A 12,018-nucleotide genomic window follows, 5' to 3' on the forward strand; every position below is an offset into this window, starting at 1 on the left:
GCAAGGGACCGGTGCCGATAGACTATTTCGGCAAGACAACAGCAGCTTCTCATGGTTCGACAAGCAATTCGTTTAGATGAAGACAACCTGTTTCTATCTATTCCTAAGAAGTTGCTAGTTTCTCAAAGAGTGATCATTCACCATGGACTCATGCTCGTAGCAAATTGCCGCCGTTGTTTGTGGTTGCTTATTGCGCTATAGGCTTCTGGTTTCACTGAACAACTCTTTACCGGCTAGGCCGAACAAAAACAGCTCTCTTTTATCCTGAGGACTATTCTTAATTGTCTGTTCACTTAAACGATCGTGACTATTGCAGAAGCGCCTAGCTAGGACGGGCGGCAACTTCATCGACGCGTCCAATGCCTACCAGCACGGACAGGCCGAATGCCTGGTAGGCGAGTTGATGCGAGCCGACCGGGGTGGTTTTGTGCTCACGCCTAAATACACGCGCACCGACAGTCCCGCCGCCCCTATTGCTCAGTTAGTACGTACGGCGACTTGAGAGAAGCGTGTTCGCTACTCGCCACGTGGCAGCACGTGCGGCAGGCGTTGGCACACTAGTTCCAGCAGCGCGGGCGGTACGGGGAGTTCCTGCGGATTACGCGCTTTCAGGTAGCGCACCAACGTGAGTTGCTCGCGCAACGCCTCCGTCAAGTGGGCCTGACGTGATGACCATGCTTCCGGGCCCTCCGTCGCCAGCACCTGACGCCGCAACTCTAGTGTCCCCACCACCAACTCGGCCAAGTCGTGCAATACCGCTTGCTCCGGCTTGGTAAAAGTGCGCGGCACGGAGCCCGCAACGCACAAGGTACCCAGGCCATAGCCCTGGGGAGAACGCAGCAGAGCGGCGGCGTAGAGCCGCACCTGGCGCTGGCGCATCACCTCCGGCACAAAGGGCAACTCCTCTAGCACCGCGACGGGCCGATCCAGCTGCACGACTTGGCTACAGAGCGACTCCGTGACGGGCAGCGTTTCCTGCGCTTCCATGCCCTCGCTGGCCTTGTGCCAGACCTGGTCCTGGGTCACGAAAGCGATGCGGGCCACGGGCGTGCTGAACAGGTACGCGGTGAAGGCGGTAAGTTCATCAAAGAAGGGCTCCTGCGCCGAGTGCAGGATGTCATACGCATGCAACGCGTGTAGGCGCTCCGCTTCCACGGCGGCGTGCGGATCCAAGGTAGGCATGAGGCGAAGGAACAAGTGGCTGGCTAGAAGAAGGCGGAAGATACGCCTTTTCTGGCTAGCCACCCGGCCGGAGTACCGACTGGAAAACGCTGGCCTTGTTCTTGTTGAACGCGTACTTGCTGCTCTTGTCTTCCTATGCCCGTCGTCCCCCTTCCTGCTGCTAGCTCCGCATCCGTCCGGTTCGAGAACCAGGCCCTATGCCTAGTAGCTGACCTTGGTCCTTTGTTGCGGGTGAACTGGCGGCCGGGTTCGACATGTAGTACCGCGCTACGCGCTGGCCTAGAGCACCTGCTGCCCTATCTCACGCAATGCCCCGTGCACCGGGTGCTGCTGGATCAGCGCGACATGGGCCCACTTGGCGAGGGCGATGCCCTGTGGCTGCTATTGCAGTGGCTGCCCCGAGCTACCCAGCAGGGGCAGGGCTACATTGCCGTGTTGCCTCCTACCGACATCCTGTGTCGCCTGACGACGTACGCCTTGCAGATGCAGGCCCAGACACGCTTTGCCTGTACCTTCCAGAATTTCGCCCACGAGCAAGAGGCCGTCTGCTGGCTGCGCACCACAGGTGAGGCTGCGCCGCTGCGTGGGGACGACGGTAGGCTAGCAGGGCTAGCGCAACTGGCTTAGTGCCGGGGCCCGGTATGGGATCAACTGGCTAGGTGCGCCCCTGTTAGGCCCCTACTCAGCGCGTTAGCACGCCGGGTGCAAGGCCTGATACAACAACGCTCCGGCGGCTTCCAGCAGCGGCAAGTACAGCACCAGTTCCTGGCACAGGTCTACGTCGTAGTGACACAAGGTGCCGTAGAGCCGGCCTTGCGCATCGTAGATGACCACACCACAGTAGGAGATCACCAAGGTGTCCACCGCGCGGGCCCGCGGGTCCAGCGCCGCGTTCAGAATCTGCAAGGATGCCTGCTCACGCCCTATCAGTGAACAAAAGGCCTCCACCAAGGGCACGTCGTTGCCCTGCTGTACGTGGGGCTGGTAACGGTCAAAGAGCACCACGTTGCGCGACAAGCGCCCGTCAAAGCGAAACACGCCCGTGTAGCGGTGCGTGGTGCGCTGGTTCAAGTAGCCCAGGGCGGCATGCACCCCGCGCTGGTGCAAAACCTGCGTGAAGGCCTGTAGGTCGGCCGCCAACGCCGCGGGAGATTGTTCAGCAGCCATCGAAAGTTATAGCAAGGAGCATGGTAGTACCGTTTCTTTTGCCTGCAAAGCGTCTCGGAACGTGCCCGCCTCGCGGCAACTCTAGCTACCGGTTGTCCTTGCTTCGGTTGAGACGGCCTATACCCGCGAATTTTTCTTTGCGGCTAGCTTGGTTCATTAACCTTAAGGTGTCTTACAGAGGCAAACCACCCGGACCCACGTTTGATATAGGCAGGAGTTTGCTTTTGCATACTTCTGCGGAAGAATTTGAGTTACGTGTCTCTTTTTCGCCGCCCCTCAACGTGACCTTATCCCAACCGCTTAGGTGTTGCAGGATTCCAATATCAAGTAGCGCGGATTTAGGTGCACCGCTTCTTGGTATGACCCGTGGCCATGCTATGTTCAGTTACCGCATCTTAAGTGCGCACATCATCTGGAAAGTGGTGTAAAAGCACCATAAGAGCATCTGTTGGGGGGTTGGCACTCCTAAGCATATTGCATGAATTCCGTTTCAACCGTCTGAGAGCAGGAAAGGCACTATAAACACGAGAGTACAAGTAAGCCCATCTAGTTACTTGGCGCCATATCACCTGCTGTTTATACCAGACGTCGGGCGGGAAGCTAGCTATCAGCGTGCCATGCGCAGGCGTAAAAGTTACGTTTTGCTCGGCATTTCCTCGGGCTGAGAGAGCAAGCCGGCAACGAGGCCAAACACGCCCATGACGAGGAAAGTGTTGCGGGCGCGTTTGTTGCGGGCAAAGCCAAACAGCCACGGGGCTGTCAGCGCCGTCAGGCCGCCTAGGGTGTCAATGGTTAAGTGTGCCTTGTAGGGCATCACCCGAATAGGACCCCACTCTGCCCGAGTGAACAAGCTGGAGAGCAGCACGGTACCACTGAGCAGGTGACACAACGTGGTGGCGGCTTTTTCCTGGGTGAACCCCACTAACTCGGGCGCGGAGGCAACCAGGGGCACGTAGGAGTAATCGGTAAAGGCGTGTTGACGACGGGAAATAGGCTTTTGCATACAAATAAGTAAAGGCAGAGAAAAACAGGAACTACCGTAGCGAACGATCCTGCCTCGAAAAAGGATACCGTTGTGCTAGCCGGTAGAAGCCCCTAGCTGCTGATCTTATTTCAGCCTTGGGGCCAGATTTGCCGTCGCTCGCCGGCGGTTATTCCGGTAGCTCCTGGATGGCACGCGGTTCGCGCCGGGGTTGCGCGTTCATGTGGTGCCGATAAGCAGTTGACGCTTCGTAGGCTTTGACGCGGGCCCGATTGATAGACCCTAGCGGCCGGTGGGCGGGTAAGCAGTGAAACGGATTAAACGAGAGCACATCGTCAGCAAATACGCGCCGGGCTGGGCTATACGCCTCTTGCGCCGGAATTACCAGCTTGCCGATGGGTTGATAGGGGCTCTGCTCGGCCGGCCACTCCACCGAGGCATCTTCTACGGGCATGTTCTTCAGGTCGGTGCAAAGTTGGGCCCGCAACTCGTACTCAGCCCCTTGGCTGCGGAAGAAATCTACCACTATGTCGCGCCAGGTGCTGTCATCACTCACCTCCACTTCTTGTCCAACCAGCGCCTGCACGTTGGCTGAGTGCGGTGCGGCGCTGATTTTGGCTACGTAGTCACCGTAGCGGAAGGCGCCCATGGAGTGGTAGGTTTCACCAAGTAGGTGGTAGTGCGGGTGACCAGGACCTAGGGGGCTAATTTGGGGATTAAGGCCCACCGCGTTCAGGGCTTTGTTGGCCACGCGTGATACCGTAGACAAGGCTTCCTGGAAAGCTTCCGGCGTGTGAGCTAGCTTTTCCAGCTTGAGTTGCATGTCATGGTAGCTCTTGATGTCTCCGGTGGGAATCACGGGGTCACTCACCAGCAAGAAATCTTGGGTGACTTCATCTACCTGGTCGGGCAAGAACTTCTCGCCTTCCACCCCGATGACCTTCACGGCCATGCCTTTGAACGTGGACTGCTTATCGGAACCAATGGCGCCTGGCGCGGAGGAGAGGCGAATGATGACCGGGTAAGTACGCGCCTGTGCGAACAGGCCTTGGGCTAGGTGCTCGGGCAGGTTGGGGTAAATGTGTAGCTCGCCGCGCAACACGCCGTGGCTTTTGGCGTGGGCGTCGCGGATGGCGTGGCGGTGCTTCTCAAACATGAAGCGGTTCAGGCGCCCCATCGAGGCGACTGTCTCGTCAATCAGCTGTTCTTCGTTGGGTTGCGTTTCTTCGACGCCATCGCCGTAGCGAACGTACGTAGGAGGGAGGGTAGCCATTAGGATAGGGTAAGGGAAAACAGTTGGGCGACCGTGCGGATCGGTGAAAACAATTTGTTGACGGAGTGTCTCTTATCGCTAGGCTGCACTCTCTGATAGGGCTTCAGGTCTCCACCAGTACTCGTATTGAAGCAAGTGGCCTCATACCCTAATCAGGTGAAAGCAACTACTGCTACTTGATCAGGGTATGAGGTCACTCGCTTATTTCTTTTTCAGCGCCGAGCGGTTCAGCCAAGCGGCTAGGCCCACGCCAGCGCCCACCAGCAGCGCCGTGCGCAGCGTTGGACTACCCGCCGTGACGGCCTCCGTGTAGAAGCTCGTCTCGCGGGTGTGTCCCGGGTAGTTGCCGCGTTCCTGTAAGTCGCCGGAAGCCCGATCCAGGCCATTCTGTCCTAGTGGGCGTGGGGGCGCGTCGGCGTGCTCTTGTTGGGCAAAGGCCTTCTCCATGTACTGGTCGAACAGCGTAGGCGTCCAGTGCTTCATGCCAATGAAAGCACGTCCTCCACCCCCAATCACAACTTGGCGCTCGGGCGTGACGCAGCAATGCAAGATGGCGCGGGCTACGGTTTCGGGCGCGTAAGCGGGTGGTCCGTGCTTGGCTTCGCGGTCCATATAGTTCTTGGCGTGCACCGTGTAGGGGGTATCAATCGAGGCGGGCTGGATCAGCGTTACCGACACGGGGGCGCCGTCCATTTCTAGCTCCATGCGCAAACCGTCGGTGAAACCTTTGACGGCGTGCTTGCTGGCCGAGTAGATGGTTTGCAGGATGGCGGTTACGTCGGAGAGAATGCTGCCCACGTTGATGATGACGCCACCCTTGCTTTTCAAATGACGCGCCGCTTCCATTGAGCCGTAGATCAGGCCCCACAAATTGGTGTCGAATAGCTTGCGCATGTCTTCCACCGGCACTTGCTCCAGCTTCCCGTAGATGGAGACGCCTGCGTTGTTGATCCAGGTATCGTAGCCACCGAAGTGCTGCTGAGCTGTCTGTGCAATGCGAAGCACATCGGCTTCTTGGCTTACATCGGCTACCACGTACACGGCTTGGCCGCCAGCTTGGGTAATTTCATCAGTGAGTTGGCGCAGGGCCTCTTCCGAGCGCGCTGCCAGCACGAGCTTGGCGCCTTTCCTAGTAGCCATGCGTGCTGTCACCAGACCAATGCCCGAGGAAGCACCCGTCAAGACAATAACCTGGTCCTGTAGTTTTTTTAGGTTGGTTTTCATAGTAAGAAGGAATAAAGCCCAAACGCAATGCTGCCTTTACGAAGGGTCTTAGGCAACGTTCCTACTCATGAGGTAGGCAGCTAGCTTTCTAGCGCGTAACTGCCGTTGGCCAAAGCTAGCCGACACCACAAAAGACTCTGATTAGGGGGTTATTGCAAGCTCTTCTTGAGCTCGGTGGCCGCTAGCGCTTGAGCGGCCTTCGCTTCGGGCACGACGGTGGCCATACCAAAGAATTCGTGCGTGACACCCTCATAAACTTTCGCCGTCACGGCGACGCCGGCCGCTTTGAGCTTACTCGCGTACTCCTGTCCTTCACTCTGCAAAGGATCTATCTCGGCGTTAATGACCGTTGCGGGTGGCAAGCCCACCAAGTTCGGCGCGTTTACCAGCGAAATCAATGGGCTGGTGCCGTCGGCGGCAGCGTTCAGGTAGTAGCGGAAAAACCACTGCATCAACGGCTTGCTTAGCGGCTTGGCGTCGGCGTAGAGCGCATACGAGGGCGTGTTCATGTCGTAGCGGGCAATAGGGTAGACCAGCAGTTGGTGTACGGGCAGCGGCACCGAGGCGTCGCGTGCCATCAGGCACACCGCGGCGGCTAGGTTGCCTCCGGCACTCTCGCCCGCCACAGCAATGCGCTGCGCATTCACGTTTAGCGTGGTAGCGTTATCGCGCACCCAACGGTAAGCGGCAAACGAATCGTTGTGGGCCGTGGGGAATTTGAACTCCGGTCCTTGCCGATAGGCCACTGACACGACTACCGCGCCCGTCTGCTCGGCCAAGGCGCGAGCCGACGGATCGTAGGTGTTTAGGTTGGCAATAACCCAACCGCCGCCGTGGTAATACACAATTGCGGGTAGGGTGCCGGTCGCGTTTTTGGGCCGGTAAAGGCGCACGCGGATGCTGCCCCCACTCACTGGAATGCGCTGCCCGGTGGTATCGACCTGCGGCACGGGCGCCGGAATGTTGTAGTCGCGCATCACCGCCATCGCTGCGTCCGTGGCCGAAGGTGCCAGCCGCGCCTGCTGGGGCGTGAGCGTGTACAAGGCAACGCCCTTCGAGAGGCTATCCAGTTTCTCGATGACCGTTTGCATTTCCGGCTTGATGGTAGGGCCCCAAATGGGCGGCGGTCCTGCCGGATGGATACCCGTATCCGGCGTGGAATCATCATCGTCACAGCTACTTGCGCCCGCGAGTACGGCGGCGGCGAGCAGGAAGGAACCCATGCGCCGTGCCCAGCCCGCATAAACCGGGCGCGAGAAGGATGAGAGAGAAAGCGTTAAGTTGGTTTTCATGAGAAAGAAGCTTGAGAATGGTGGGTAGTGTGTAAGGAAGGCAGTCTAACGGCCCTTGCCTAACCTAGCTGTTGAACACGGCTTTCAGCCCTTCGGCCGCTTCGGTCAAGGCTTCTTTGGCCGTATCCACTACGCCTGCGGTGCCAAAGAACTCGTGGGTCATGCCGGGGTAGCGCACCTGCTTCGTTTGCACGCCCGCTTGGTGTAGGCGCTGCGCTAATAACTCGCCCTCGTCGCGCAGAATATCGAGCTCGGCGGTAAGCACCAGCGCGGGCGGCAAACCCTGCAAGTCGGCATTCACCAGATCGATGCGCGGGTCGCGACCGTCGGTTTCGGTGTTCAGGTAATGCTGCCAGAACCAGGGCATCATCTCTTTCACCAGCGGCGGGTTCTGCCCGTTCTCTTCGTAGGAGGCGGTAGGCGCAAAGCTCGCCACGGGGTAAATGACCAGCTGGAAGAGCGGCAGCTGACCACCTTGCTGTTTGGCCGTGAGGCAGGAGGCGACGGCCATGTTGCCGCCGGCACTCTCCCCACCCACCGCGACGCGCGCAGGATCGCCATTAATCGACGCCGCGTTTTGGAAAGCCCATTGCAGGGCCGTGTATGCGTCGTCGTGCGCCGCCGGGAACTTCGCCTCAGGCGCTTGGCGGTACGCAACCGACACCACGAGGCACTGGGCCGCATTACACAAGGCGCGGCAGGAAGGGTCGTATACGTCCAGGTTGGCAATAACCCAGCCGCCGCCGTGGTAATACACTAGCACCGGGAAAGGACCGTCGCCCTCAGGCGTGTAGACGCGGGCCAAGATGCCACCCTCGGCGGAGGGAATGACCACGTGCGTAATGCTGCCCACGGGCTCGGGCATGGGCTTCACGAGCGTCGTAGCGCGAGCGGCCACGTGCTGGGCGGTCATATCTTCTACCGCATTTTTGAGGGTGGGCTCGTTGCGGGCGTTGTTGGGTGTTTGCTCGGCAATCGGAGGTGCCTGGTAAGTGGCGTACTGGTCTAAGATGGCCTGAAGCTGGGAATCAGAAGAGATAGGCATGAAACCGGGAGGGAAAGAAGACATACGTGAGAACCGGGTGCGCTTATCCGCCAAGGGCGACGTGGCGCACGAGTGCTTACGCGTTTACCTTCCGTTTTCCCACCTCGCTGGGACTAAGTGGCTCTCTACCGGGATGAGCCGGTGGCACCGCGGGGTGAGCGGCCCGGGTGCGAGCAAAGCTTAAGAAAGAAACTGATTGAGAAACTGCTGAATATCCTCGCTGTAGCGACGCGAGGAGGTTAGGTGCGTGCCGTCGTGTAGCGTGAGTAGGTACTCGCCATGGGTCCAGGGCCGCAGTTCCTTTAAGTACCGAGTGTTTACGATCAGCGAGCGATGAATGCGCAGAAACTGCGCCGGGTCGAGTTGACGCACCAGTTGGCTCAGCGTCGAGCGCAAAACATGAGGCTCTCCCTGGGCATAGAGCGTGACGTAGTTGCCGGTGGCCTCGACGTATTGCACCTGCTCCGTTGGCACGAAGTACAAGCGGCCCGGCTGCTTAATCAGCACCTGCGTGGGGAAGGACTCCGCTGGCATCGTCCGTTCTGGTAGCGTAGCAAGTAAGGCGGTGAGTTGCTGCTGTAGGTAGCCGGTTTGTTGTTGGGCGAGGCGCTGGCGCACGTGTGCCAGGCAATGCGTAAAGCGGTCCGGATCCAGGGGCTTGAGTAGGTAATCTACGGCGTGGGCCTCAAAGGCCTGCAAGGTGTAGTGCTCATAAGCCGTGACGAAAACGACCAGCGGCAGCACGGATGACCCTAGCTGTTGCAACACTTGCAAGCCGGTCAGATCTGGCATCTGCACGTCTAGGAACACTAAGTCGAGGGGAGCGGCGCCGGAAAGGACCGCGACGGCTTCCGTGCCGTTGCTGCATTCGCCCTGCACGAGAAAGTCGGGCGTGGCCGCTAGGAGCTGGATAATGCGCCGGCGCGCTAAGGGCTCATCATCCACAATCAGGGTGCGAATCGGCATCATACCAAGAGCAGGATTAGCGTTCAGCCAGTTGAAAGGGCACGGTGATGTGGACACACGTACCCTGCTGCTCCCCCGAGCGCAGGCTTAAGGTGTAGCGATTTCCGTAAAGCGTCCGCAAGCGCTGCTCGCTGTTGGCCAGGCCAATCCCGCGCGGGCTCGTGGCCAGGGGGCTCTTACCCGTGTTATGCACTTGCAAGACGAGTTGGTCATCCTGGCGCGTGGCCTCAAAGTGGATACGACCGCCGCCCACCGAAGCTAGCCCGTGGCGAACCGCATTTTCGACCAAGGGCTGCAACAATAAGTGCGGCACGAGGGCCCGCAAAGCCGCCGGCTCCACCTGATGCGTAAAGGTGAGACGGTCAGAAAATCGTATCTGCTCGATAGCTAGGTAGAGCTGGGTGAAGTGAAGTTCGTGGGCTAAAGGCACTTGCTGGGCGTGTGAGTGGTCCAGCACCAAGCGCAGAAACTCACCGAGCTTGGCCGTCATGCGCTGGGCCGCTTGGGGTTCGTCCTCAATAAGGGTAGAGAGGGAATTGAGGGTGTTGAACAGAAAGTGCGGGTTAAGTTGCTGCTTGAGCGCTTGCAGGTGCGCCTGCGCCAGTTGCATTTCCAAGCGCACGGCCTCTAGGTTGCGATGCTGCCACTTCTGGTAGAAGTCTAGGGCATAAGCCACAAAGAGCACCATCCAGTAAATAGGAACCCAGACGTTGACCGACCCAATGATAGCCGCCCAAGAGACGTGCACGCCTGGTGCGGCAACTAAGTAGAGAGCCGAAAGATAGAAGGTGCGGTAGATAATGGTCAGCAGCACGCTAGCCGCGGCGTGTAGCAATAGGTAAGGCAGCCACCGTGCGCGGCTAGTAGTCAGATTGAAGCGGGTAGCCAGTTCAAATACGAGCGGAGTAAGCAGCGTGCCGATTAACCCGTAGATCAGGGGGCCAAGCACCAGGGTACGCCAGTGCAGGGGAGTGCCATTGGTCAGGGCCTGCCCATACACCAGCAGGATCATCAAAAGTGTGAAGACGCCCCAGGCCAGGGCTACACGGAACCAGGTAAGACGGTGGAAGAGAAGCATGCAGAAGAGGGCGAGCAGAGCTTCTCCAACGCAACAAAGGGCAGCGGAGTTGGCAACAGACGAGGCGGCGCGAAGAATAGCAGGGATGTTCGTCGGAGCGAGTACCGCCTACCCGATAGCTCACTTCGCAACGCCTAGCAGGTTCTTTTGCCAGGTGCCGCACTCGTCTGGTACTTCCCTCAGACTACGCGGCAACCTTGCTAGTTACGCCGACGTGCTGGGGCAAACTTGGAGCCTAGTGTCTGCCGCTAGGCACTGGAGAACAGCCTGTTTTGGGTGCGCGAGGTCATCTACCGCGAGTAGCCAGTGCTGTTGCGACTAAGTAATTACCCGCCGCCTCGCAGCCCTGCGGCAAGCAGGCTTCAACCACTAACCGCAGGGATGAGTCTTACCTAGGTAAGCTGCGTGCCGCTAGCCAGCTGGAACGACGATTATAAAGCGCAACTGCAAAAGCAGCATCACAGAAAAGGCGGTCGAGGCGGCCTGCCTTCTTAACGCAAAAACCTTAGTCAGTTTGCCGCTAGGCCTTGTACAAGATCAACCCGCGCCGGAGACAAGTAGCACGCCAACTGGGCGCAGTACCCTTCCGGCCGGCGCTCCTGCAAGATCATCTACCAGCGAATCGGCTCGGGCACAAACCGAAACCCTTCGCCTTGTTTCGCGATGTGGCCCAACCCCGGCCAGGGAAAATGATACCCCAGCACGCGCGTGCGCTCCTCGGCTAAGGTGGACAAAACCTGGGTCCGCGTTTTGGCGGCCGTGGCGGGCTCCAGATCGGCCGCAAAATTCAGGAGCGGGTTTTCGAGCGACAGCACGGCATGGTGCGCTACGTCACCTAGCAAGAACAAAGATTCCGTGCCCGCGCGAAGTTCGAAGCAGATATGCTCGGCGGTGTGTCCTGGCGTGAAGTGCGCCGTCACGCCGGGCAGAAATTCCTCCCCATCCTGGATGAAAACCAGCCGTTCCCGTAGGGGCAAAAGATTAGCGCGCGCGACGCGAATGGCAGCAGCGGCCCAGCCGTCGAGCAGGGCTTCGTCGGTCCAATAGGCAAAGTCGTGTTCAGCCAGGTAGATCGACGCATGGGGGAAGGTCGGTTGCCCGTCCGCTTGGCACAGGCCGCCCACGTGGTCGGGATGCGGATGCGAGCAGAGAATGGCATCGATGCGCGCGGGCTCAATGCCAGCGGCGAGCAGATTATCGACTAGCTGGCCGGCGCCTTCGCCGAATCCGCGGAAGGAGCCCACCCCCGTTTCCACTAGCACGTTCGTGTTACCCAGCGAAAAGAAGAGGATATTCTGGTCAACAACGATCTGCTCGGTGGGCAAAAAGTTGCTGATCAGGGCCTGCTCCACGTTCTGCTTGGTTTCGCCCAGGAAGACCTTCTCGGGAGAACCTAGGTCAAGTGTGCCGTCCGAAATAATCCATCCTTGAATAGCGCCCACGGAAAAGGGATAGGCGGGCGCCGCTCTGTGCTTGCTTAACCCTAACATATACAAGTCGCGCTAAGAGGCACTTAGTCGGCGCTGAGGTCGTTGGGCGCAGGGCTAGGCTCGCTGGCGGGCGGCGGGGCGAAGAACATATTGTACTTGGGGGCCAGGGCTAGGGCACGCTGGAGCTCGGCCATATCGGGGGGGCTGGCGGGCAGCGGGTCGGTGGCCAGGGCGGGGCGAGCGGCCTCGTCGAAGAAAGCTTGGTGCAGGAGGTTGGCCGTGCTCAAGAGCCGGGCGGAGGCGCCGCTGCGGTTGGCGAAGCCGTGGAAGGCATTGGGCGGCACAATTAGCGTTTCGCCCCGCTCGCAGCTTACCCAGT

The 12,018-nt window shown here is 59.3% G+C and carries 13 protein-coding genes; 2 read left to right on the forward strand and 11 right to left on the reverse strand.

Annotated features, from left to right (window positions below; translation table 11 throughout):
- Positions 1-310: 310 nt before the first annotated feature.
- Complete coding sequence (locus BXP70_RS24155) at positions 311-502, forward strand: hypothetical protein (protein WP_086596695.1); 192 nt, start codon at positions 311-313, stop codon at positions 500-502.
- A gap of 14 nt (positions 503-516) precedes the next feature.
- Here the strand turns inward: BXP70_RS24155 and BXP70_RS24160 are convergent, their stop codons facing one another.
- A complete protein-coding gene (locus BXP70_RS24160) occupies positions 517-1,182 on the reverse strand; it encodes a hypothetical protein (RefSeq protein WP_086596696.1) in 666 nt (221 codons plus the stop codon).
- Positions 1,183-1,317: 135 nt separating this feature from the next.
- On the opposite strand from BXP70_RS24160, the gene BXP70_RS24165 reads away from it, so the two are divergent.
- Positions 1,318-1,809, forward strand: a complete 492-nt coding sequence (locus BXP70_RS24165) for a hypothetical protein (protein ID WP_143436661.1) — start codon at positions 1,318-1,320, stop codon at positions 1,807-1,809.
- A 63-nt stretch (positions 1,810-1,872) separates the two neighbouring features.
- Here BXP70_RS24165 and BXP70_RS24170 read toward each other — a convergent pair whose 3' ends face one another.
- The 10 genes from BXP70_RS24170 to BXP70_RS30005 all read right to left on the reverse strand — a co-directional run.
- The gene (locus BXP70_RS24170; protein WP_086596698.1) at positions 1,873-2,349 is read right to left on the reverse strand and encodes a hypothetical protein; all 477 of its coding nucleotides are present in this window, start codon (positions 2,347-2,349) and stop codon (positions 1,873-1,875) included.
- A gap of 634 nt (positions 2,350-2,983) precedes the next feature.
- On the reverse strand, positions 2,984-3,352 hold the full coding sequence (locus tag BXP70_RS24175; protein ID WP_086596699.1) for an SPW repeat domain-containing protein: 369 nt from the start codon (positions 3,350-3,352) through the stop codon (positions 2,984-2,986).
- Between the two features lie 148 nt (positions 3,353-3,500).
- Entirely contained in the window at positions 3,501-4,604 is a 1,104-nt protein-coding gene (locus tag BXP70_RS24180) for a catalase family protein (RefSeq protein ID WP_086596700.1), read from the reverse strand.
- Positions 4,605-4,805: 201 nt separating this feature from the next.
- A complete protein-coding gene (locus BXP70_RS24185; protein ID WP_086596701.1) occupies positions 4,806-5,828 on the reverse strand; it encodes an SDR family oxidoreductase in 1,023 nt (340 codons plus the stop codon).
- Positions 5,829-5,977: 149 nt separating this feature from the next.
- Positions 5,978-7,120, reverse strand: a complete 1,143-nt coding sequence (locus BXP70_RS24190) for an alpha/beta hydrolase (RefSeq protein WP_086596702.1) — start codon at positions 7,118-7,120, stop codon at positions 5,978-5,980.
- A 64-nt stretch (positions 7,121-7,184) separates the two neighbouring features.
- The gene (locus tag BXP70_RS24195; protein WP_218779857.1) at positions 7,185-8,165 is read right to left on the reverse strand and encodes an alpha/beta hydrolase; all 981 of its coding nucleotides are present in this window, start codon (positions 8,163-8,165) and stop codon (positions 7,185-7,187) included.
- A gap of 180 nt (positions 8,166-8,345) precedes the next feature.
- Entirely contained in the window at positions 8,346-9,134 is a 789-nt protein-coding gene (locus tag BXP70_RS24200; protein ID WP_086596704.1) for a LytR/AlgR family response regulator transcription factor, read from the reverse strand.
- A gap of 13 nt (positions 9,135-9,147) precedes the next feature.
- Positions 9,148-10,209: a sensor histidine kinase gene (locus BXP70_RS24205; RefSeq protein WP_086596705.1), complete on the reverse strand. Its 1,062-nt coding sequence runs from the start codon at positions 10,207-10,209 to the stop codon at positions 9,148-9,150.
- A gap of 611 nt (positions 10,210-10,820) precedes the next feature.
- Positions 10,821-11,651 carry an MBL fold metallo-hydrolase gene (locus BXP70_RS24210; protein ID WP_179197810.1) on the reverse strand — a complete coding sequence of 277 codons (831 nt, stop codon included), beginning with the start codon at positions 11,649-11,651 and terminating at the stop codon, positions 10,821-10,823.
- Between the two features lie 71 nt (positions 11,652-11,722).
- On the reverse strand, positions 11,723-12,018 hold a 296-nt coding region (locus BXP70_RS30005), incomplete at its 5' end, for a cupin domain-containing protein (RefSeq protein WP_218779858.1).

The organism is Hymenobacter crusticola, from assembly GCF_002154225.1.
GTDB lineage: Bacteria > Bacteroidota > Bacteroidia > Cytophagales > Hymenobacteraceae > Hymenobacter > Hymenobacter crusticola.

What these genes read in the sequence shown, in the direction of transcription:
- BXP70_RS24160 (WP_086596696.1), bottom strand. Translation starts at nt 1,182, where the DNA reads ATGCCTACCTTGGATCCGCACGCCGCCGTGGAAGCGGAGCGCCTACAC.
- BXP70_RS24165 (WP_143436661.1), top strand. Translation starts at nt 1,318, where the DNA reads ATGCCCGTCGTCCCCCTTCCTGCTGCTAGCTCCGCATCCGTCCGGTTC.
- BXP70_RS24170 (WP_086596698.1), bottom strand. Translation starts at nt 2,349, where the DNA reads ATGGCTGCTGAACAATCTCCCGCGGCGTTGGCGGCCGACCTACAGGCC.
- BXP70_RS24175 (WP_086596699.1), bottom strand. Translation starts at nt 3,352, where the DNA reads ATGCAAAAGCCTATTTCCCGTCGTCAACACGCCTTTACCGATTACTCC.
- BXP70_RS24180 (WP_086596700.1), bottom strand. Translation starts at nt 4,604, where the DNA reads ATGGCTACCCTCCCTCCTACGTACGTTCGCTACGGCGATGGCGTCGAA.
- BXP70_RS24185 (WP_086596701.1), bottom strand. Translation starts at nt 5,828, where the DNA reads ATGAAAACCAACCTAAAAAAACTACAGGACCAGGTTATTGTCTTGACG.
- BXP70_RS24190 (WP_086596702.1), bottom strand. Translation starts at nt 7,120, where the DNA reads ATGAAAACCAACTTAACGCTTTCTCTCTCATCCTTCTCGCGCCCGGTT.
- BXP70_RS24195 (WP_218779857.1), bottom strand. Translation starts at nt 8,165, where the DNA reads ATGCCTATCTCTTCTGATTCCCAGCTTCAGGCCATCTTAGACCAGTAC.
- BXP70_RS24200 (WP_086596704.1), bottom strand. Translation starts at nt 9,134, where the DNA reads ATGATGCCGATTCGCACCCTGATTGTGGATGATGAGCCCTTAGCGCGC.
- BXP70_RS24205 (WP_086596705.1), bottom strand. Translation starts at nt 10,209, where the DNA reads ATGCTTCTCTTCCACCGTCTTACCTGGTTCCGTGTAGCCCTGGCCTGG.